Annotated in this window: 22 protein-coding genes and 1 tRNA gene; 15 read left to right on the forward strand and 8 right to left on the reverse strand. The window is 34.0% G+C overall.

Annotated features, from left to right (window positions below; genetic code table 11):
• Window positions 1-203 precede the first annotated feature (203 nt).
• The 9 genes from VKY41_RS08710 (at window position 204) to VKY41_RS08750 (ending at window position 9,118) form a co-directional block, all read left to right on the forward strand.
• Window positions 204-878 (forward strand): hypothetical protein, encoded by a 675-nt coding sequence (locus tag VKY41_RS08710; RefSeq protein WP_500814060.1) that lies wholly within the window; start codon window positions 204-206, stop codon window positions 876-878.
• Between the two features lie 316 nt (window positions 879-1,194).
• Window positions 1,195-2,463 (forward strand): kynureninase, encoded by a 1,269-nt coding sequence (gene kynU / locus VKY41_RS08715; protein WP_500814061.1) that lies wholly within the window; start codon window positions 1,195-1,197, stop codon window positions 2,461-2,463.
• A gap of 96 nt (window positions 2,464-2,559) precedes the next feature.
• Window positions 2,560-3,972 (forward strand): FAD-dependent oxidoreductase, encoded by a 1,413-nt coding sequence (locus VKY41_RS08720; RefSeq protein ID WP_500814080.1) that lies wholly within the window; start codon window positions 2,560-2,562, stop codon window positions 3,970-3,972.
• Window positions 3,973-3,978: 6 nt separating this feature from the next.
• Entirely contained in the window at window positions 3,979-4,383 is a 405-nt protein-coding gene (locus tag VKY41_RS08725; RefSeq protein ID WP_500814062.1) for a RidA family protein, read from the forward strand.
• Window positions 4,383-5,822 carry an aldehyde dehydrogenase gene (locus VKY41_RS08730; protein WP_500814063.1) on the forward strand — a complete coding sequence of 480 codons (1,440 nt, stop codon included), beginning with the start codon at window positions 4,383-4,385 and terminating at the stop codon, window positions 5,820-5,822. The genes VKY41_RS08725 and VKY41_RS08730 overlap by 1 nt, the downstream gene beginning before the upstream one ends.
• 116 nt (window positions 5,823-5,938) lie before the next feature.
• Window positions 5,939-6,721, forward strand: a complete 783-nt coding sequence (locus VKY41_RS08735) for an SDR family oxidoreductase (protein ID WP_500814064.1) — start codon at window positions 5,939-5,941, stop codon at window positions 6,719-6,721.
• Between the two features lie 30 nt (window positions 6,722-6,751).
• Complete coding sequence (locus tag VKY41_RS08740) at window positions 6,752-7,285, forward strand: 3-hydroxyanthranilate 3,4-dioxygenase (protein WP_500814065.1); 534 nt, start codon at window positions 6,752-6,754, stop codon at window positions 7,283-7,285.
• 48 nt (window positions 7,286-7,333) lie between these two features.
• Window positions 7,334-8,422, forward strand: coding sequence for an amidohydrolase family protein (locus VKY41_RS08745; protein WP_500814066.1), 1,089 nt, complete (start codon window positions 7,334-7,336; stop codon window positions 8,420-8,422).
• A 54-nt stretch (window positions 8,423-8,476) separates the two neighbouring features.
• On the forward strand, window positions 8,477-9,118 hold the full coding sequence (locus VKY41_RS08750) for an O-methyltransferase (RefSeq protein ID WP_500814067.1): 642 nt from the start codon (window positions 8,477-8,479) through the stop codon (window positions 9,116-9,118).
• 50 nt (window positions 9,119-9,168) lie between these two features.
• Here VKY41_RS08750 and VKY41_RS08755 read toward each other — a convergent pair whose 3' ends face one another.
• The 5 genes from VKY41_RS08755 to VKY41_RS08775 form a co-directional block, all read right to left on the reverse strand.
• The gene (locus tag VKY41_RS08755) at window positions 9,169-9,453 is read right to left on the reverse strand and encodes a Sec-independent protein translocase subunit TatA/TatB (RefSeq protein ID WP_500814081.1); all 285 of its coding nucleotides are present in this window, start codon (window positions 9,451-9,453) and stop codon (window positions 9,169-9,171) included.
• An 87-nt stretch (window positions 9,454-9,540) separates the two neighbouring features.
• Window positions 9,541-11,847, reverse strand: coding sequence for a M1 family metallopeptidase (locus VKY41_RS08760; protein WP_500814068.1), 2,307 nt, complete (start codon window positions 11,845-11,847; stop codon window positions 9,541-9,543).
• Between the two features lie 56 nt (window positions 11,848-11,903).
• The gene (locus tag VKY41_RS08765; RefSeq protein ID WP_500814069.1) at window positions 11,904-12,407 is read right to left on the reverse strand and encodes a DUF6702 family protein; all 504 of its coding nucleotides are present in this window, start codon (window positions 12,405-12,407) and stop codon (window positions 11,904-11,906) included.
• A gap of 60 nt (window positions 12,408-12,467) precedes the next feature.
• Window positions 12,468-13,232 (reverse strand): hypothetical protein, encoded by a 765-nt coding sequence (locus tag VKY41_RS08770; protein ID WP_500814070.1) that lies wholly within the window; start codon window positions 13,230-13,232, stop codon window positions 12,468-12,470.
• 125 nt (window positions 13,233-13,357) lie between these two features.
• Window positions 13,358-14,152 (reverse strand): BamP family beta-assembly machinery protein, encoded by a 795-nt coding sequence (locus tag VKY41_RS08775; protein ID WP_500814071.1) that lies wholly within the window; start codon window positions 14,150-14,152, stop codon window positions 13,358-13,360.
• Window positions 14,153-14,246: 94 nt separating this feature from the next.
• On the opposite strand from VKY41_RS08775, the gene pepE reads away from it, so the two are divergent.
• Window positions 14,247-14,954 carry a dipeptidase PepE gene (gene pepE, locus VKY41_RS08780; RefSeq protein ID WP_500814072.1) on the forward strand — a complete coding sequence of 236 codons (708 nt, stop codon included), beginning with the start codon at window positions 14,247-14,249 and terminating at the stop codon, window positions 14,952-14,954.
• 31 nt (window positions 14,955-14,985) lie between these two features.
• Here the strand turns inward: pepE and VKY41_RS08785 are convergent.
• A tRNA-Gly gene (locus tag VKY41_RS08785) sits at window positions 14,986-15,058 on the reverse strand.
• Window positions 15,059-15,218: 160 nt separating this feature from the next.
• On the opposite strand from VKY41_RS08785, the gene VKY41_RS08790 reads away from it, so the two are divergent.
• The 3 genes from VKY41_RS08790 (at window position 15,219) to VKY41_RS08800 (ending at window position 17,760) form a co-directional block, all read left to right on the forward strand.
• On the forward strand, window positions 15,219-15,662 hold the full coding sequence (locus tag VKY41_RS08790) for a GNAT family N-acetyltransferase (protein ID WP_500814073.1): 444 nt from the start codon (window positions 15,219-15,221) through the stop codon (window positions 15,660-15,662).
• 107 nt (window positions 15,663-15,769) lie between these two features.
• Window positions 15,770-17,287, forward strand: coding sequence for a 2,3-bisphosphoglycerate-independent phosphoglycerate mutase (gpmI, locus tag VKY41_RS08795; protein ID WP_500814074.1), 1,518 nt, complete (start codon window positions 15,770-15,772; stop codon window positions 17,285-17,287).
• A 59-nt stretch (window positions 17,288-17,346) separates the two neighbouring features.
• The gene (locus VKY41_RS08800) at window positions 17,347-17,760 is read left to right on the forward strand and encodes a BT0820 family HAD-type phosphatase (protein ID WP_500814075.1); all 414 of its coding nucleotides are present in this window, start codon (window positions 17,347-17,349) and stop codon (window positions 17,758-17,760) included.
• 67 nt (window positions 17,761-17,827) lie between these two features.
• On the opposite strand, the gene VKY41_RS08805 is transcribed toward VKY41_RS08800, so the two are convergent.
• On the reverse strand, window positions 17,828-19,099 hold the full coding sequence (locus tag VKY41_RS08805) for an acetyl-CoA hydrolase/transferase family protein (protein WP_500814076.1): 1,272 nt from the start codon (window positions 19,097-19,099) through the stop codon (window positions 17,828-17,830).
• Between the two features lie 121 nt (window positions 19,100-19,220).
• Here VKY41_RS08805 and map point away from each other — a divergent pair, with 121 nt between their 5' ends.
• Together map and VKY41_RS08815 are read left to right on the forward strand one after the other, a co-directional pair.
• Window positions 19,221-20,039, forward strand: coding sequence for a type I methionyl aminopeptidase (map, locus tag VKY41_RS08810; RefSeq protein ID WP_500814077.1), 819 nt, complete (start codon window positions 19,221-19,223; stop codon window positions 20,037-20,039).
• 1 nt (window position 20,040) lies between these two features.
• The gene (locus VKY41_RS08815; protein WP_500814078.1) at window positions 20,041-20,805 is read left to right on the forward strand and encodes a class I SAM-dependent methyltransferase; all 765 of its coding nucleotides are present in this window, start codon (window positions 20,041-20,043) and stop codon (window positions 20,803-20,805) included.
• 18 nt (window positions 20,806-20,823) lie between these two features.
• Here the strand turns inward: VKY41_RS08815 and VKY41_RS08820 are convergent.
• On the reverse strand, window positions 20,824-21,027 hold a 204-nt coding region (locus VKY41_RS08820), incomplete at its 5' end, for an FAD:protein FMN transferase (protein WP_500814079.1).

Below are 21,027 nucleotides of genomic sequence, written 5' to 3' on the forward strand. Positions count from 1 at the left end.
ACGAAGATATCATTTCTTCTTTAGATTATTTATATTTATAGTCTAACTACACTAATCCTTGATCATTGAAAAAAAAAAAAAAAAACTTAGAAGAAAATGTTAGATTAAGGTTCTTTCTTTTTGAAGTTACAAACACCAAAAAATCTTCAAACCATTCAATAAAAAACCTAAACAGCTTATTAACTTATTAGCTAACTAATTTCATGAAAAACATAAACCTCATTCTAGCCATCCTAATACTATTTTCTGCATGCAAATCGGATAAAATAAATATAGTACAAGAGCAAGAAACAACGCTTACAGCCACAGATAAAATTGCCCAAGCCTACGGCCTAGATCATTGGAATAAAGTTAAAGAAATCTCCTATACATTTAATGTAGATAGAGATAGTACACATTTTGAACGCTCATGGGTTTGGCTTCCAAAAACAAACCAAGTAACTTTAATTACAGAAAAGGATACCATTCAATACAACAGATTGCAATTAGATAGTACGAATATAGATTCGGACAAAGCTTTTATAAACGACAAGTTTTGGCTATTAGCTCCCTTTAATTTAGTTTGGGACCAGGGGAAAACAATTTCCAATCCAGTGGAAGAAATAAGTCCAATAAACAAAAGAAAACTCAACAAAATAACTGTTACTTATTCCAACGAGGGTGGTTACACTCCCGGAGATGCTTACGACTTTTATTTCAACAACAATTACCTAATTGAGGAATGGGTTTATAGAAAAGAAAATGCTAAGACCCCAACGTTAACTACTACTTGGGAAAACAATAACCAATTCCATAATATCACACTTTCTTTAAATCATAAAAAACCAGAGGATAATTGGGAACTATTTTTCACCAATGTATCTATAAAGTTAGAATAGAAACATCCAAAACCATCAATTAACACGTATATATAGTGTAAATATCCCGCTATATGCGTCTATATATTTAAAGCGCTTCACCTAATTTAAGTTGAAGCGCTTTCTCTTTTTATAAAACTTTCATCTACATGCCGCAAAACCTTATATAGGAAAATAAACACTTATAAAATTAGAGTTTTATTTAAAATCTTCTGTTTAAAACAATCAGGAATAGCATAAAATAACACTTCAAAATTAATTTTAACTGTCATTATCTAATACTTCATTCCTAAAATTATAATTCTTATTTTTGTTGTAAACAGAAAAACAACATACTTTGTCCAACTATTTACTAGGTCTACAATACGCACAGGAGCAAGACCAAAACGACGTATTATCTACTTACAGAAATCAATTTCATATTCCAAAAGACAAGGACGGAAACCCTTGGTTATACTTCACGGGAAACTCCCTTGGTTTACAACCAAAAAGTACTCAAAAATACATTCAACAGGAATTGGACGACTGGGCTAATTTGGGTGTAGAAGGACATTTTGAAGCTAAAAACCCATGGATGCCCTACCACGAATTCTTAACTGAATCTATGGCTAAAATTGTTGGTGCAAAACCAATAGAGGTAGTTACCATGAATACCTTAACAACAAATTTACATCTGTTAATGGTATCCTTTTACCAACCAACAAAAACCAAATACAAAATTGTTATTGAAAGTGATGCCTTTCCTTCAGATAGGTATGCCGTTCAAACCCAATTAGAATTTCATGGTTTTGATGCAAATGACGGATTAATTGAATGGAAACCTAGAAAAGGAGAAAGTCTTTTAAATATAGAAGATTTAGAGAACATCCTACAAGAGCAAGGAGATGAAATTGCTCTACTGTTAATTGGTGGTGTTAATTATTATACAGGACAAAGTTTAGACTTAAAGAAGATTGCTCAACTAGGCCACTCCAAAAACTGTATGGTTGGAATAGATTTAGCACATGGAGCCGGAAATATTAAACTTGAACTTCATGATTCTGGAGTAGACTTTGCCGCTTGGTGTACGTACAAATATTTAAATTCTGGACCAGGAAGTTTAGGAGGTTTATTTGTGCATGAAAAACATGCTCATAACAAAAAACTGAAGCGTTTTGCTGGTTGGTGGAGTCATAACAAAGCTACTCGCTTCAATATGCGTCAACCTTTGGATGTTATTCCAGGAGCAGAAGGTTGGCAACTTAGCAATCCGCCTATTTTATCTATGGCTGCTATTAAAGCTTCTTTAGATATGTTTAATGAAGTTGGTATGGATATGCTTTGTCAAAAGTCTGAAAAATTAACAGGTTATTTCGAGTTTTTAATAAACGAAATAAATAATCCTAAAATTAAAATCATCACACCTTCAAATCCAAAAGAAAGGGGTTGTCAACTTTCCATTCAACTAAAAGATGCTGATAAAAGTTTACATAAAAAATTATTAGAAGCAAATATTATTACAGATTGGAGAGAACCAGATGTAATACGATGTGCACCAGTTCCACTTTATAATTCTTTTGAAGATGTTTATAGAATGGTTGAGAAACTAAAGGAACTTTTAAAATAACTTATCTTATGTAATGCAGTAAAGTGCCTCTATCAAATCACTTAAACTGTGTTCGTGCAAAAAAAAACAAATCTCATCTTGGTGGGAATGACACATATGAATAAACAACAAAACATATTAATCATTGGAGCTGGGCTATGCGGAAGCTTACTAGCATTGCGTTTGGGTCAAAGAGGATTCAACGTAACCCTTATGGAAATGCGTCCAGATTTACGAAAAGTAGACATCAGTGTTGGGCGTTCTATTAATTTAGCACTGTCCGATCGAGGTATTAAGGCTATGGAACTTGTTGGTCTTGAAGAAAAAGTAAAGCCCCTATGCATACCTATGAATGGGCGTATGCTTCACGACATAGAAGGCAACACAATCTTGGCGCCTTATAGCGGTAGAGACCACGAATATATAAATTCAATTTCAAGAGGGCTTTTAAACGGTTTACTTTTAGATGAAGCTGAAAAACACGACAATGTTACCATTCATTTCAATAAAAAATGTGAAACTGTTGATTTCGAAAACACCACAGCGCTATTTACAGACACTGAAACCAATACACAGTTTGTAGAAGATGCCGATGTAATAATTGCAACGGATGGGGCTGGTTCTGCCATGCGAAACAGTTACTATTTAGGCAAGAAATTCCTGTTTAGCTTTTCTCAAGATTGGTTATCGCACGGCTATAAAGAACTTTGTTTCCTTCCAACAGAAAATGGTGGTTATAAAACTTATAAAAACGCGCTACATATTTGGGGACGAGAAGCATTTATGCTAATTGCTTTACCTAATTTAGATGGAAGTTTTACCGTAACTTTATTTTTAAGTTTTGATGAAGGCGAGTACAATTTCAATAACCTAACAACTAAGGAGCGTGTTTTGGAATTCTTCAACAAATACTTTAAAGATGCATTAGATTTGATGCCTAATTTAATCGATGATTTTTTCGCAAATCCAACGTCACCTCTAGGAACCGTGAAATGTTCTCCTTGGCATTATAAAGGAAATACGCTTCTAATGGGAGACGCAGCCCACGCCATCGTGCCATTTTATGGACAAGGTATGAATGCTTCTTTTGAAGACGTGGTAGAATTCGATAAAGTTCTTGATGAGAATTACGACGATTGGGAAACCATTTTTAAAGTATATGAGAAATCACGAAAAAAGGATACAGATGCTATTGCCGATTTAGCAATTGATAATTTCCACGAAATGAAAGGGCACGTAAACCACACCAATTTCAGAGAAAAACGCAATTTAGAAATGGCTTTTGAAAAGAATTTTCCGGACGAATATTCTTCAAAATATTCTTTAGTAACTTTCAATGAAAACATCAGCTATAGTGAAGCCTTAATAAAAGGTCGCGCACAAGACAAAGCCATCTTAAACATGTTGGCTGATGGAGAAATTCAAAATATTAACAACCTAACCAATGTCGAATTAAAAATGACCTTGGATAAAGTAAAAGCAGTAACCGAAGCTATTATAGAAGATGATAGAATTGCCGGTTTAAAATAATTTATTATGAGCGAAAAAATTGTAACACCAAGAGGAGCCTACCCACATACCAAGCGTGTAGGCGATTTTATTTTTGTATCTGGAACAAGTTCTAGAAGAACAGACAATACCATTGCTGGTGTTGATATAATTGATAATTTGGGAACTAAACATTTAAATGCAGAAGTTCAAACGCGTGAAGTTCTATTAAATATTGAAAGAAATTTAGCTAAGGAAGGCGCTTCCTTAAAGGATGTTGTAGACGTAACCTCGTTTTTAGTTAATATGAACGACTTTGCAGGATACAACAAAGCCTATGCAGAATTTTTTGACAAGGAAACTGGCCCAACTAGAACAACAGTTGCGGTTCACCAATTACCTCACCCAGATTTAGTGGTTGAAATTAAGGTAATGGCTTACAAGAAATTATAATGACTATAAAAAACTACATAAATGGAAAGTTTTTGCCTCCCGCTTCCAATGGGTGGTTAGACAACTATTGTCCTGCAAATGGTGAGGTTTACGGACAAATACCGAACTCATCGAAGGAAGATGTAGAAAACGCATATATCGCGGCAAAAGCAGCCTTTCCAAGTTGGTCTCAAACCACTTTGGAAGAACGAAGTAGAATTCTTATCAGAATTTCAGAATTACTTGAAAAAAATTTACAGCGTTTTGCAGAAGCAGAAAGTAAGGACAATGGCAAGCCAATTAGTTTAGCTAAAGCGGTCGATATTCCTAGAGCTGCAAGTAACTTTCGTTTCTTCGGCAATGCCATTACACAGTTTTCAAGCGAAAGCCATGAAAGTATTGGTCAAGATGCCGTTAATTACACATTAAGACAAGCTATAGGGGTTGTTGGCTGTATTTCACCGTGGAACCTTCCACTCTACCTCTTTACATGGAAAATAGCACCCGCCATTGCTGCTGGCAATTGTGTAGTTGCTAAACCAAGTGAAATTACACCAATGACAGCCTATTTATTAGGTGAAATTTGTAACGAAGCTGGTCTTCCTAAAGGTGTTTTGAATATCGTTCACGGATTAGGAACTACTACTGGTCAAGCCATAATAGAACATCCAGACATTAAAGCTATTTCCTTTACTGGAGGTACAGCTACAGGAGCTCATATTGCAAAAGTAGCTGCTCCTATGTTTAAAAAATTATCATTGGAATTAGGTGGAAAAAACCCAAATATCATTTTTGCCGATTGTGATTATGATGATATGTTAGAAACCACAGTTCGGTCATCATTCGCAAATCAAGGACAGATTTGTTTATGTGGTAGCAGAATTTTTGTGGAAGCTTCTATTTATGAAAAATTTAAAAAAAATTTCATTAATAAAGTTAAAAGTCTAAAAGTCGGGCACCCTTCTCAAGAATCCACAAATATAGGAGCCTTAGTATCAAAACCTCATCTTGAAAAAGTAATGGATTACATTGCAATTGCAAAACAAGAAGGAGGACTTATTCTTTGTGGTGGAAATAAAGTAAGTGTTGATGGTTTTGAAGGCGGTTATTATTTAGAACCAACAATTATTGAGGTTCCAAATGATGAATGCCGAGTAAACCAAGAAGAAATTTTTGGACCTGTAGTTACCATAATGCCTTTTAATCATGAGGACGAAGTGCTTCAAATGGCAAACAAGGTAAAATATGGATTATCTGCCACCCTTTGGACAAACAATTTAAAACGAACCATGCGAATGAGTAATCAATTGCAAGCAGGAATTGTTTGGGTAAATACTTGGATGATGCGCGATTTAAGAACACCATTTGGAGGTGTAAAAGCTTCAGGGGTTGGTAGAGAAGGTGGTTTTGAAGCTTTACGCTTTTTTACTGAAGCAAAAAATGTATGCATCAAATATTAATAAGTTTCTGAAAAAATAAGAATCTTATTTATTAAACTAAAAAACTATAATCAAACGTAATTCTGAAATTAATTCAGAATCACATAAAAGAGTTTCCCACATCCTTGGGATTAAATATGAATTTAAAATTAAGCAATAAACACGCATTAGTCTGTGGTAGCACAGCTGGAATAGGAAAAGCAATAGCTATGTCTTTGGCTTCTGAAGGAGTAAAAGTTACTTTAATTGCTAGAAATGAACATAAACTGAAAACTGTTTTAACCGAACTTCCTCAACAAGGAAACCACGACTATATCGTGGCCGATTTTTCTAATCCACAGGAGTTAAAGTTAAAAGTTTCCGAATTTATTTCTAAAAACCACGGATTCCATATTTTAGTAAACAATACTGGAGGACCAAAAGGCGGACCTGTGTTTTCAGCCGACCTAAGTGAATTTGAAAGCGCCTTTACACAGCATTTAAAATGCAATCACGTGTTAGCACAGACCGTTGTTCCTTTTATGAAAGAAGCTGGTTACGGACGTATTATTAATATAATTTCTACCTCGGTTAAACAACCATTAGATGGACTTGGAGTTAGCAATACCATCCGTGGAGCTGTAGCCAATTGGAGTAAAACTTTAGCCAATGAACTTGGTTCTTTTGGAATTACAGTTAACAACGTGTTACCAGGAGCTACAGGAACAGAACGCTTAACAGAAATTATCAAAAATAAATCTGCTAAAACAGGAAATACTGAAGAAGAAGCTGCTCACGCAATGAAGCAAGCAGTTCCAGCCAAACGTTTTGCAAAACCAGAAGAATTGGCCTATGCTGTAACGTTTTTAGCTAGTGAATGTGCTAGTTATATTAACGGAATTAACCTACCTGTTGATGGTGGTAGAACAAAATCTTTGTAACTTTATATAATTAATCAACAACCTTAAAACATGAGCAAACTTGTATCTCCTTTAAATTTCAAAGCCTGGATTGAAGAAAACAGACATCTTTTAAAACCACCGGTTGGCAATAAAGTTGTTTGGAAAGATGGTGATTTTATCGTCATGGTTGTTGGTGGCCCAAACAGCAGAAAAGATTATCATTACAACGAAACACCAGAGTTCTTCTATCAAATTGAAGGCGACATGGTTTTAAAAGTCATTGACGAAGGAAAACCAAAAGACATTCATATTAAGGAAGGCGACATCTTTTTATTACCTCCAAAGGTGCCACATTCCCCACAACGAGAAGCAAATACGGTAGGATTAGTTATAGAATACAAAAGACCTGAAGGAATGCGAGATGCGCTACTTTGGTTCTGCGAAAACTGCGTTACAAAACTTTACGAAGAAGATTTTACTGTTGAAAATATTGAAACAGATATGCCTAAAATTTTCGATAAATATTATGGTGATAAAGACAAGCGAAGCTGTCCAAACTGCGGTAAGGTAATGCAACCACCTCAAAAGGTACAGATAGAGTAAAAGAGGATAAATTAAAAGGAAGACATGCTGTAAAAGCACTTTAGATATATGAAAGAAAAACGTAAATTAAGAATAAACGGTCACTCCCACTTACTTCCTTACCCTGAAGAAATTCCTCAATTTATGAAAGATAAAGGGATTTTTTGGGTAGATAAAGACCGAAAATACATGCTTCAAAAAGACTGGAGCCGACCTGTAACGGATTCAAGTTTCTTTTTAGATGACAAATTAACTTGGATGGAACGTTTCAAGATTGATCATGCTGTGGTTCTGAACCTTTCGCAATTATACGGAAACGGGTTACGTGTAGAGGAAATGAAGCAGGCTTTACGATTTCAAAACGATTTTAATGCGAAAATCCAACGTGAAAATCCAAGCAAATTTACTTGTGGTTTTGTGGTTCATCCCGGATTTGTACGTGGCGCATGTTGGGAAATTGAACGTTGTGTAGAAGAATTAGGCATGCAACTACTTTGCTTACCAACACACTACATGGACACCATTGGAACGTGGCGTTGTATTTTTGATGAAGAAAATGAACCCATTTTTGAATTGGCAAACAAGTACAATTTAGCCGTAGAGATTCATCCATACGATGGTGAAAAATTTATTAAATTAGAAAATATTTCTTGGCGTTTTCACTTAATATGGATGTTAGCTCAATGTGCTGACGCCTATCATTTCTTAACACTAAATGGATATCAAGACAAATATCCAAACATGCGAACCTGTTTTGCTCATGGCGGACAATTAGCCCAAATTAACCTAGGAAGACGAATTCAAGGGTTTGATGGTAGACCAGATTTGTTTGAAGGAAAAAGTCACCCAAGAAAAGCTGTAGGCCATAAAAACATCTTTTTTGACACTTTGGTACACGACACTGGAGGATTAGAATTATTAATAAAAAACCAAGGTTATAAACAAGTTTTAATGGGCTTAGACGATCCTTATCCTTTAGGTGAAATGGAAAGCTCCAAGCAATCATCTTATCCGGGAAAAATCTTGGATTTAGCCGTAGAAAGAAACATCATTAATGATGACCAACGAGATGCCATTTGGGAAGACAACGTAATCCAGTGGTTATGTGGAGATGATGAAGCTGCCAAACAGAAATTAATTAATAGAATTTTATCATAAGATTAAAATAGACCTTCAGTTTTTTTTACACAACTGAAAGGTCTCAAATACATTATGCACTTCCTACCTGAAAAAATAGACGAATACGTAGTTGCACACTCAGAAACTGAACCAGAATTACTACAGCAATTAACTCGTGAAACCTATCAAAAAATATTACAACCCATCATGCTTAGCGGCCCTTATCAGGGGCGCGTTTTAAGTATGATTTCAAAATTAATAAGGCCAAAAACTATTTTAGAATTAGGTACTTTCACTGGTTATGCTACTTTATGTTTAGCTGAAGGGTTACAAACTGAAGGCGAAATCCATACCATTGATGTCAACGAAGAACTCGTAGATTTTCAACGGAAATATTTCGATAAATCAAGTTATGGCCAACAAATCTATCAGCATTTAGGAAATGCCTTAGACATCATTCCAACCTTGGACAAAACCTTTGATTTAGTTTTTATAGATGCTGACAAACCTAACTATTCTAATTATTTTCACTTAATTATAGAAAAACTAAATCCTGGAGGCATCATTATATCCGACAACGTTCTTTGGCATGGAAAAGTAATTGAAGAGTTAAACCCTAAGGATGTCTCAACCAAAGCCTTATTAGAATATAACACACTACTAAAAAGTGATGAAAGGGTAGAAAGCGTAATGCTTCCAATTAGAGACGGATTAACAATTAGTAGAAAAAAATAAAATTCCTGCTTAGGCAGGAATTTTTATATTAATAAAGAAGTATCGTCCGTTTACATTTTTCTTCGAACAGAACCTGTAAAATCTTCTAATTCGTTTTTAACCTTGTTCAGTTCGTCTTGAACATCTTTGGTGATACTTGTATCAATACCATTCTTTTCGGCACTCTTGGTAATCTCCGTTTTAATGTCGTTTGAGGCATCTTTAAGCATACGCATGCCTTTCCCTAATCCCCTAGCTATTTCAGGAATTTTATCGGCACCAAAGACCATGATTACTATAAATAGTATAAACATGACTTCAGTAGTCCCTATGAATAAATATATGCTTGCTTGTATCACATTGCAAATATAGTAAGATGATTCATGAGAATAAAAAAAGCCGACTCATTTTTATGGTCGGCTTTCAATAATTTAACTTTTCAATTATTCATTCACCTTTTCTTTAAACTTATCGAAGTCACTTTGTTGAACTTCTCTAGGCCAAGAATTGTTAGATGTGTCCACATCTGCCGTTTCTAAATTAGGATCGACCGTAATTTTTACAATCTCCTTATCTGAGGCTACAGCTTTATTCACTTCTTTGTCATTTAATCTCCAAATCTGTGCTGGGTAGTGTTCTGTTTTAGAGGTACCGTCAGCATAGGTATATTCTACAATAATTGGCATTACCAAACCTCCCGGTTTTTCAAATGTTACATTATAAAAATATTTAGGCGACTTTATATTTTTTCGCTCTGCTTCTGTAAAATTATCCATAACGTACTCCTTTAAAGGCTTAGAGTTATCTAATAAAGTTCCTTTTTTCAACGACTCATTAAATTCATCACTACCTTCTTCAACCATAAATACTAATGGAGGTAAATCAGATAATTCCATACCATAACGTTTTGCTAAATCTTTAGCATATTGGTTAGGCTCTGATGACACGTAGTATTTCTTTACATCTTTCACTCCTATATCAACGTAATCTGTGGTATAGAACCACCCTCTCCAAAACCAATCTAAATCGAAGGCTGAAGCATCTTCCATAGTTCTAAAGAAATCTTCTGGGGTTGGATGCTTAAACATCCAACGGTTTGAGTATTCTCTAAAAGCATAGTCAAATAACTCGCGTCCCATAACAGTTTCACGTAAAATATTTAAAGCTGTAGCTGGTTTTCCGTAGGCATTATGTCCAAATTGGTAAGTATTTAACCCTTTGGTCATAATTGGAGCAATATAATCTTGATCTCCTCCCATATAAGGGATAATGTTTACTGCTGGTCCACGACGTGAAGGATACTTGTCATGTCCAGGAGACAAGGCTGCTGGATACCATTCTCCAAAATCTTGTTCAGCTACAAATTGCAAAAATGTGTTTAAACCTTCATCCATCCACGTCCATTGACGCTCATCACTATTTACAATCATCGGGAAATAATTGTGTCCAACTTCATGAATAATCACACTTATCATTCCGTATTTCGTTCTATCGCTATACTTTCCATTTTCATCTGGTCGTCCATAGTTCCAGCAAATCATAGGATATTCCATTCCCTGCTCCTTAGCATGAACCGAAATAGCTTTATGATATGGGTAATCGAAAGTCATTCTAGAGTAAGTTTTTAGGGTAGAGGCAACAGCATAAGTTGACCACTCTTCCCAAAGTGGATTTCCTTCCTTTGGATACATAGAAACGGCCATAACATCTCTATCTCCTATTTTTACAGCCATCATGTCCCAAATAAACTTTCTTGATGTAGCAAAACCAAAGTCACGTACATTCTCTGCATGAAACTTCCACGTTTTTGTTTTATTTGAAAAGCCCTTTTCAGCAGCTTCAGCCTCTTCTTGAGTTACAATAAGCACTGGTTTATCATAAGTCTTTTTAGCTTTCTCAAAACGCTCCATCATCTTTTTAGAAAAGACTTCTTTTCTATTTATTAGCTTGCCTGTTGCATCTAAAATATGATCTGCCGGAACTGTAATATTTACTTCAAAGTTCCCAAATGGAAGTGCAAATTCATCACGTCCCCAAAACTGAGAGTTTTGCCATCCTTCCACATCATTATAAACAGCCATTCTTGGGTAAAACTGAGCTATTACATAAGATCTGTTACCATCTTTAGGAAAATACTCGTAACCTGAACGACCTCTATCTACTAAGTGATCGTTAATATTGTACCACCATTTTATGGTGAAAGAGAATTTTTCGCCTGGGTTTAAAGCCTTAGGTAATTCCACACGCATCATAGTTTGATTAATCATGTATGGTAAGTCCTTCCCACTAGTTTCCTTTACCTCTTGGATTTTAAAACCGCCATCAAAAGTTTCAGCCATATAGGTACTTGCAAAAGTTGAAGCTTGTTGCGCTGGAGCAAATCCATCCTCTTCAATTAACGGAGATTTAGAATCCTTGGCTCTCATATTCTGATCTAATTGTACCCAAAGATATTTTAATTGATCTGGAGAGTTGTTGGAGTAAGTAATGGTTTCAAAACCTGATATTCTTGCATTTTTATCATCTAAAACAATATCCATTTTATAATCGGCCTGTTGCTGATAATAATTTGGACCTGGAGCTCCAGAAGCTGTACGAAACATGTTTGGTGTAGAAAACTCGTCGTATAGTTGCTTAAACTTATTGTTGTTTGTGTGTCCGGGTTTACGTGCTGGTTTGTCTTGTTCTTGCGAAAAGGCACTAACAGAAACAAACAAAACCGAGAGAAAAAGATACTTTAATGTTTTCATTGGAATAATTTGATTAAGTCTGAAATTTAACGAATTTTTAAGATTTTGAAAGCCCATTATTTAAAGTTTAACATAGCTTTATCATTTTCTTTTATTAAAATGAAGCTCTTATTTTTTGAATAGATTTTGGTTTTTATCATGTTCTGTTGCTCAGGAAACAAATCGAAAAGCACTGAATTTTCAATTTTAATATTCTTAATATCCGTTACTCCTTCAATTTCTAAATAACAGATAACAATATCGTTATCGTATTTTTTCCCAATATAGTTAAAGGCCTTTTCTTCACCATCAATACTGATGATTAATTTGGCTTTTAAATATCGTTCTATAAAATAATCGGCTTGACTAGTTTCCAATTGAGGTCCAAGAAGTAAATTGTCATCGTATCGAAGTTGTAGAACATCTTCAAAATCGTCCATGAAAATTCTTGTAATTATTTGCACCGATTGCTTGTCTTTTACATATTCTATTTGAGTAACACTTACATAATATTTATGTACGGCCGAAAAAGACAATAAAGGTAAAACAAGTATTAATAACAGGGTTTTTAAACGATGCATATAAAAAATTAATTAAGCAAATTTAAGGATTTGTAGATGTAAATAAGAAAAGATAAACATTTAATTAGTTTCATATTTGGAGTTACTTTTGAATTGAATAAGTTTTTCATTTAAAAACTCCAATATTTCAAGGTCGCTCTTATTTTTACAACGAGCTACAAAATTGACATCTTCAGAACAGAAATAGAAAAATTCATTCCTTGATACTTCCGGAAGTGTTTCCATGGAAAACAACATGGCTTCTGTTCTTTTTCTAATAGTGTAAAGCAAGTCGTCATTTCTCTCTAATTTTATATAATTTTTTAATCTCTTTGTTCTTCCTGAAATAGCATTAATAATGGGATTTATCGGGATAAACCCGCCTCCAGTTGTGGCTTCATTAAGTTTTCTTTCACTTTGTGTTTTTGGTTTTCCTTGATAACTCGGAATGCCTAATTGTTTAGCAGTTATAGGCTCTCCTTCAACATTACTCAAATCTTGAAACAAATCTCCAGTTAACATGCGTCCTACAACAACTTCATCTAAAGAATAAGTAAATTCTTCTAAATGAACATCTAGTTGTTTATGGATTATAATACTAGCATCCACTATAACTTCTTTTAATTTATGTTGAATAGATGTAAACTGTAAAGTGTCATTTAGATTAACTGTCATCCTAAACCCGCCAAAAGCATTGGTGGTTGTGAAAACTTGGGCTGTTTTGTTGATCACATGAATATTTTCGGCATCTAAGGAAGTGGTAACTCTTCCTGTAATTTCAACAGTCTGTGAGATTGCTGTATGAAGAGTTAATAAAAGGATAGTAAAAATTATATAATGCTTCAAATAGTGAAATTTAGTTTGATAAAGAAAACATTTCAAATCTTAAAAACCATATAACAACAAACTAAACTTATGTTAAATATGAAAGTTCTTTTAAAGGCAAACAAATCAAAACACAATCCTATTTACTATTTTTTTCCTGGATCGACTTCTAGAAACAATTTACTCTGATTAACTAAATATTCAATTAATTCAAGGTCTTTTCCTTTATTGTATAAAGTAGGATCAGTATTATTAATAGTTGCAAAACCAATAAACTCTGTTACTTTATCTTCAGGTATATTAAAACTTGAACTAATAAAATCCTTGGTGTAGGTATCTCTTAAAGCTTCGTAGCTTGAGGCCTCAATGTCTACGACCTTTTCAGTAGCAAATAATGGCTTAATTAACCAGTTGGTAATCTTTACAAAGTCTACCCCATTATAAAACTTTCCTTGATTTAAAATAGTGTTTTCCACTTTTTGATAATATATATCTGCGTTGGGATTGTGTTCAAAATCAATTTCTCCAAAATAAATAGATTCAAATTTTGGATTATAAGATCTCACTTTTGATAAGTCAATTACCAAATCGCCTGTTAAACTAAAGGGTAAGATTACAACCTCATCCAAAGGAGTTAAATGTTCGTCAAGAAATACAGTCATCTCTTTCGAGTCCAATATTTGTTGAGTTATTATTACAAGTACACTGTTCAATTGCAATGCAGAGATTCTAATTTTATCGTTTAATTTAACGCGAATATTAAATTTCCCATCTATATCAGTCACTGCAATTCTATTTGAAGTTAAATTACTTACAGTTAGACCTTCTACATCGTTAGCAACCACAATAACTTTTCCAGAAACCTCTATTCTGTTGTCATTTTGAGCCATACCAAAAGATATGAATGCAAAAAAAGCAATAATTGAAAATACATTTTTCATAAGTTGTTTTTTTGAAGGTTAGAGAAACAAAATACAGATGTATTAACTTTTGTTAGAAACTGTATTTACTTAAATTTACAACAAATTAATGTAAATGAAAAACTTAATCATAGCAAGTACTTCAACCATACACGGAAGTACCTATCTAGAATATTTATTAGAAGAGTTAGCTGTTTTTTTTAAGGGTGTAAAATCTATTGTTTTTATTCCTTACGCAAGACCAAGTGGCATTTCTCATAACGAATACACTGAAAAGGCAAAAGAAGCATTTATAAAAATAAACAAAAACTTAAAAGGGATTCATGAATTTTCAAACCCAATTGAGGCGATAAATCAAGCTGAAGCCATTTTTACTGGAGGTGGAAACACCTTTTTATTGCTTAATCAATTATATAAAAACAAATTAATTGAACCCTTACAAAAAGCAGTTCAGACAGGAACTCCATATTTAGGTACAAGTGCTGGTAGTAATATTTGTGGTTTAACCATAAATACAACGAACGATATGCCAATAATCTATCCGCCTAGCTTTAAAGCTCTAAGTTTAGTACCATTTAACATAAACCCTCATTATTTGGATCCCATACCTGACAACAAGCATATGGGAGAAACCAGAGAAACTAGAATTAAAGAATTTCATGCATTCAACACCCAACCAGTTATTGGACTAAGAGAAGGTAGTTGGTTAGAAGTTAAAGGAAGCTCTATAGTTTTAAAAGGCGAATTATCGGCTAGAGTTTTTGAATACAACAAAACTCCTTATGAAATTGAAAGAAATACCGAGCTAAATACCCTAAAATAAAAAAGCTTCATCGGTTAGATGAAGCTTTTAGAGCGAGAGACCGGGTTCGAACCGGCGACATTCAGCTTGGAAGGCTGACGCTCTACCAACTGAGCTACTCTCGCATTTCCGGTGCAAATATAAATAAGAATTTCATCTAATAAAAGAAAAAAATTAGAAGTTTAAATAAAAAAAAATAATTTTAAACTAACCACTTAAAAATGAGCACTATTTATGTAGTGAAAATTTTATTTTTTTTATAAAACAAATATTAATTAGACTATTATGCACCTCATAAAACAAATTTCAGCACAAGAAACCTATGTTATAAGGCAATCCATTTTACGCAAAGGCAAACCAATAAATACTTGCATATTTGATGGCGATTTAGAAGAAAACACCTTTCATCTTGGCTTATTTTGTAAATCAGAACTTATTGGAGTAGCTTCCTTTATGAACAATAAATTCCATTTATTTTCAGAAGACAAACAATATCAACTACGTGGAATGGCTATTTTAAAAAATTTTCAACATCAAGGATTGGGAAAACGATTAATTCAAGAAGGTGAAAACATATTAAATGAAAGAAAAGCAGATTTACTTTGGTTTAATGCTCGTGAAGTTGCACTTGAGTTCTACAAAAGCAATGGATACTTAATTTTTGGTGATGCGTTTAACATACCAGATATTGGAGTCCATTATGTTATGACAAAAAAATTAACTTCTTAAAAAAGCAGTAATTCTAACAAACCATTTAAGGACCCCATTAATTTTTTATTCAATTTTAAACTCAAAGCCTTTTAAACTTTTATCTTTGACTGTTAAAGTTATCCACCATGAACAAAAAAGTTATTTTAATGATTCTTGACGGTTGGGGAAAATCGCCCGACCCAAAAGTTTCAGCCATAGACCATGCACAAACACCATTTATCGATTCGTTATATAGTGAATATCCAAATGCGCAATTACGAACGGATGGATTACATGTTGGACTTCCAGCTGGTCAAATGGGAAACAGTGAAGTTGGCCACATGAATTTAGGTGCTGGACGTATTGTATATCAAGATTTAGTTAAAATAAATCTAGCTGTAGAGAACAACACTTTAGCCCAAGAACCTGCGTTAATAGACGCGTTTAACTATGCGAAAACGAATAAAAAACCCATACATTTTTTAGGATTAGTAAGTGATGGCGGTGTCCATTCTCACATCAATCATTTAAAAGGGTTAATTACTGCTGCCCAAACTTCAGGGGTAACAGAATCTTACATACATGCCTTTACAGATGGTCGTGATGTAGATCCGAAATCGGGTTACGGTTTTATAACACACCTTAAAGAATTTATTGAAAACGCTCCTACCAAAATTGCTACAATAACTGGGCGTTATTACGCTATGGATAGAGATAAACGTTGGGAAAGAGTAAAATTAGCTTATGATGCTTTGGTGAATGGCGAAGGAGAACTTTCTAAAAATGCTTTAAAATCCATTCAAAGCAGTTACGAAAACGATATTACAGACGAGTTTATCAAACCTATTGTTATGGTAGATGAAACTAATCAACCCGTTGCGAAAATAAAAAATGGTGATGTGGTTGTTTTCTTTAATTTCCGTACAGATCGAGGCAGACAACTAACACAAGCTTTAACGCAACAAGATTTTCATGAGCAAAATATGCACACGCTAGACTTGTATTATGTTACGATGACCAATTACGATGAAACCTATAAAAACATCCACGTAGTTTACAACAAGGACAATTTAACAGAAACGCTTGGTGAAGTATTAGAAAAACACAATAAAACCCAAATCAGAATTGCCGAAACAGAGAAATACCCACATGTTACTTTTTTCTTTTCTGGTGGAAGAGAACAAGTTTTTAATGGTGAAACCCGAATTTTAAGACATTCACCGAAAGTGGCTACCTACGATTTAAAACCAGAGATGAGTGCTTTTGAATTAACAGATGCTTTAATTCCTGAATTAAAAAAAGGAAAGGTGGATTTTGTATGTCTTAACTTTGCAAATGGCGATATGGTGGGACATACCGGCGTTATGGAAGCCGCTATAAAAGCTTGTGAAGCAGTTGATATTTGCGCGAAAAATGTAATTACAACAGCTTTAGAAAATAATTATACTACCATTTTAATTGCCGATCATGGAAATTGCGAAACCATGATAAACCCAGACGGAACACCTAACACGGCTCACACTACCAACCCTGTTCCTATAATTTTAATTGATAAAGATTTAAAAGCCATCCAAGATGGCGTTTTAGGAGATGTTGCCCCAACCATTTTAAAACTTATGGGCATTGAACAACCAGCAAAAATGACGCGACATTCGTTAATCTAAACTTAAGGGTAGAAACTATTACATTTTAAATTATGTATTTTTGCAATTAATTACTTGGTATGAATTTTAACGACAAACTTATTATAGCAGTAGATTTTGATGGAACCATCGTTGATGATGCCTACCCGAAAATTGGAAAATCAAAAATTTTTGCTTTCGAAACATTAAAAAGATTGCAAAAAGATGGACATAGACTAATTTTATGGACCTATAGAAGTGGTAGTAAATTAGATGATGCAGTTAATTTTTGTAAAGAAAATGGCATCACTTTTTATGCCGTAAACAAAAGTTTTCCTGAAGAGCAATTCGACGATACTAAAAGTAGAAAAATCCATGCCGATGTATTTATTGACGACCGAAATATTGGTGGGTTTATTGGATGGGGAGAAGTGTATCAAAAACTATCCGACCCGAATTTTAAACCTTTAGAAGAAGTAAAAAAGAAAGGCTTGTTTTCGTTTTTTAGAAAATAATAAAAAGCCACGAATTCATTCATTAAAACATTTATGAACTCGTGGCTTATTTTTGTAAACGGATTAATTAATATCCTATCAGTTCAAAATATTGTCTATCTATTTCTTCTCTATGATCTGGATGTGCAATATCTACCAAAGCTTTAACGCGTTGTTTAATGTTTTTCCCATATAAATTAGCAATCCCGTATTCAGTAACCACATAATGAACATGAGCACGCGTAGTAACAACTCCAGCACCAGGTTTTAAAGTAGGTACAATTCTACTAATTCCAGATTTTGTAACAGAAGGCAAAGCAATAATAGCTTTTCCTCCTTCACTTAAGGAAGCACCGCGAATAAAATCCATCTGACCACCAACTCCAGAATACATGTGAGACCCAATGGAATCTGCACAAACTTGACCGGTTACATCTACTTCTATTGCTGAATTTATAGCAACCATTCTAGGATTTAATTTAATGATGGAAACATCATTGGTATAGTTGGACGCCCTCATTTCTATAAATGGGTTGTCATCTACATAATCGTACAAACGTTTAGAACCCATTAAAAAAGTAGCTAAAGCTCGCCCTTTATTTACTCCTTTATAATTACCATTAATTACATCATTTAATATTAAATCAATTACACCATCAGAAAACATTTCTGTATGTAAACCTAAATCCTTATGATTTGTAAGTCTAGACAACACAGCATTTGGTATGCTTCCTATTCCCATTTGTAACGTGCTTCTATCCTCAATTAAGCCCGCAACATAATTTCCAATTTTGTTTTCAATTTCTGATGGCTCAGGATTTAAATGAACTGGCAATGGCACATCACATTCCACAAAAGCATCTATTTCTGAAACATGAATAATCCCGGCTCCGTGGGTTCTTGGCATTTGCTTATTTACTTGAGCGATTACAACATCTGCATTATCAATAGCGGCCAAAGTAGCTTCTACAGAAACACCCAAAGAACAATATCCGTGTCTATCTGGTACAGATACATGGATTAAAGCTGTATGTATATCCACGATGTTTCTTTCAAACAACAAGGGAACTTCACTTAAAAAAACCGGAGTATACGAGCCATTACCAGCCTTTAAAGTATGTCTTACATTTTTACCAATAAAAAAAGAATTAACATGGAAACTGTCTCTCAATTCCGGATTTGCGTATGGAGCATCACCTTCGGTGTGTAACTGACAAATTTCAACATTTCGTAACTCCTCATGTCTTGCAGTCATTGCATTAATTAGCACTTGGGGAGCTGCTGCTGCTGCTTGGATATAAATTTTACTATTTGACTTAATAAGTTTTACGGCATCTTCTGCGCTTATTGCTTTATACATAATGTTTCAATTTAAACGCAAAAATATCTAATATTTATTACCTAAATACTGTTAAAAGTCATCTTTCAGAAAAAAGAATTCCATTTAATTTTAAGTATCTTTGCTCATATTTTTTTTCAAGATGATAATAGTAAAAACAAAAGAAGAAATCGAATTAATGCGTGAAAGCGCTTTAGTTGTTTCAAAAACTTTAGGAATGCTTGCCAAAGAAGTAAAACCTGGAGTTACCACCTTACAATTAGACAAATTAGCAGAAGACTTTATAAGAGAACAAGGAGCTATTCCTGGTTTCTTAGGCTTATACGATTTCCCGAACACACTGTGCATGAGTCCAAACTCTCAAGTTGTTCACGGATTTCCAACAAATGAACCCCTACAAGAAGGAGATATTATTTCCATTGATTGTGGTGCTATTAAAAATGGCTTTTATGGAGATCATGCTTACACTTTTTCTGTAGGTGAGATTGCTCCAGAAACACAAAAACTACTAGACGTAACCAAAGAATCATTATACATAGGTATTCGCGAATTTAAAGTTGGTAATCGTGTAGGAGATGTTGGTTATGCAATTCAGAAATATTGTGAAGATCATGGCTATGGCGTGGTAAGAGAATTAGTTGGTCATGGTTTAGGAAGAAAAATGCATGAAGACCCAGAAATGCCAAACTACGGAAAACGTGGTCGTGGAAAGAAATTTATTGAAGGTATGGTTGTAGCCATAGAGCCGATGATAAATATGGGAACACAAAGAATCAGGCAGCATCGAGATGGTTGGACAATAACTACTTTAGATAATAAACCAAGTGCACATTTTGAGCATGACGTAGCTATAGTTGATGGAAAACCAGAGTTACTTTCAACATTTGCTTATATCTACCAAGCACTAGGAATAGAAAGTAATGAAGAGGATGAATTTCGTAAGAAAGCATTAGTGCTTTAAAATGAAGCGCCTTTTTAAACTTATCCTAAACACCATTCCAAGGCCATTACTTATTAGATTAAGTTATGTGGCAAAACCTGTTTTAGAATTATTTTTAAAAGGAAACACGTTTAAAGATCCTATAGACGGAAAAGGCTTTAGAAGCTTTTTACCCTATGGCTATGGCAAACAAAGAAACAATGTTCTTTCTCCTTCTACCTTAAGTTTGGAAAGACATAGGTTGTTGTGGTTATATTTAAAAAACGACACAGATTTCTTTACTAAAAATCTAAAAGTCCTTCATTTTGCGCCTGAACAAGCTTTTTATAAACGCTTTAGAAAGCTTAAAAACTTGGAATACGTTACAACTGACCTAAATTCTCCATTAGCAGATGTAAAAGCAGATATTTGTGACCTTCCTTTTACGGACAATGAGTTTGACGTAATTCTGTGTAACCATGTTTTAGAACATATTCCGGACGACACAAAAGCCATGAAGGAATTATACAGAATACTAAAACCAGGAGGTTATGGTGTGTTTCAAATTCCTCAGGACTTAAGTAGAGAAAAAACTTTTGAAGACAATAGTATAACAGATAAAAAAGAACGTGCTAAAATTTTTGGACAATACGACCATGTAAGAATTTATGGTCGTGATTACTTTGATAAACTTCGAGATATTGGCTTTAAAGTTGAAGAAGTAGATTACACTTCAAAACTTTCTGAAAATGAAATAACGAAATATTGCCTTGCTAATGGAGAAATTATTCCGGTGGTATATAAATAATATTTCGGTTGGAAATAATTAATTTTCAGGAAACCCATTTAAAGCCAAGGTTTCGAACTCCTTTTTGTCATTTTCAAAAATCAAAAATACTTTTAGCTCTGGATGTGTCTTTAAAAACTCTTTAATTTTCTCAATTCCCATAGCCTTAAAAGCTGTTGCATAAGCATCCGCTGTCATACAATCCTTAGCTATTACAGAAATACTTAATAAATTGGTTTTACT

It is taken from the genome of Xanthomarina sp. (assembly GCF_035306605.1).
Taxonomy (GTDB): domain Bacteria; phylum Bacteroidota; class Bacteroidia; order Flavobacteriales; family Flavobacteriaceae; genus Xanthomarina.

Excerpts from the sequence above, each read along its gene's own strand:
- map (WP_500814077.1), top strand. The coding sequence starts at position 19,221 with ATGATAATAGTAAAAACAAAAGAAGAAATCGAATTAATGCGTGAAAGC.
- VKY41_RS08815 (WP_500814078.1), top strand. The coding sequence starts at position 20,041 with ATGAAGCGCCTTTTTAAACTTATCCTAAACACCATTCCAAGGCCATTA.
- VKY41_RS08760 (WP_500814068.1), bottom strand. The coding sequence starts at position 11,847 with ATGAAAACATTAAAGTATCTTTTTCTCTCGGTTTTGTTTGTTTCTGTT.
- VKY41_RS08730 (WP_500814063.1), top strand. The coding sequence starts at position 4,383 with ATGACTATAAAAAACTACATAAATGGAAAGTTTTTGCCTCCCGCTTCC.
- VKY41_RS08710 (WP_500814060.1), top strand. The coding sequence starts at position 204 with ATGAAAAACATAAACCTCATTCTAGCCATCCTAATACTATTTTCTGCA.
- VKY41_RS08745 (WP_500814066.1), top strand. The coding sequence starts at position 7,334 with ATGAAAGAAAAACGTAAATTAAGAATAAACGGTCACTCCCACTTACTT.
- VKY41_RS08740 (WP_500814065.1), top strand. The coding sequence starts at position 6,752 with ATGAGCAAACTTGTATCTCCTTTAAATTTCAAAGCCTGGATTGAAGAA.
- VKY41_RS08725 (WP_500814062.1), top strand. The coding sequence starts at position 3,979 with ATGAGCGAAAAAATTGTAACACCAAGAGGAGCCTACCCACATACCAAG.
- VKY41_RS08805 (WP_500814076.1), bottom strand. The coding sequence starts at position 19,099 with ATGTATAAAGCAATAAGCGCAGAAGATGCCGTAAAACTTATTAAGTCA.
- VKY41_RS08735 (WP_500814064.1), top strand. The coding sequence starts at position 5,939 with ATGAATTTAAAATTAAGCAATAAACACGCATTAGTCTGTGGTAGCACA.
- gpmI (WP_500814074.1), top strand. The coding sequence starts at position 15,770 with ATGAACAAAAAAGTTATTTTAATGATTCTTGACGGTTGGGGAAAATCG.
- VKY41_RS08790 (WP_500814073.1), top strand. The coding sequence starts at position 15,219 with ATGCACCTCATAAAACAAATTTCAGCACAAGAAACCTATGTTATAAGG.
- VKY41_RS08750 (WP_500814067.1), top strand. The coding sequence starts at position 8,477 with ATGCACTTCCTACCTGAAAAAATAGACGAATACGTAGTTGCACACTCA.
- VKY41_RS08800 (WP_500814075.1), top strand. The coding sequence starts at position 17,347 with ATGAATTTTAACGACAAACTTATTATAGCAGTAGATTTTGATGGAACC.
- VKY41_RS08765 (WP_500814069.1), bottom strand. The coding sequence starts at position 12,407 with ATGCATCGTTTAAAAACCCTGTTATTAATACTTGTTTTACCTTTATTG.
- VKY41_RS08775 (WP_500814071.1), bottom strand. The coding sequence starts at position 14,152 with ATGAAAAATGTATTTTCAATTATTGCTTTTTTTGCATTCATATCTTTT.
- VKY41_RS08720 (WP_500814080.1), top strand. The coding sequence starts at position 2,560 with ATGAATAAACAACAAAACATATTAATCATTGGAGCTGGGCTATGCGGA.
- pepE (WP_500814072.1), top strand. The coding sequence starts at position 14,247 with ATGAAAAACTTAATCATAGCAAGTACTTCAACCATACACGGAAGTACC.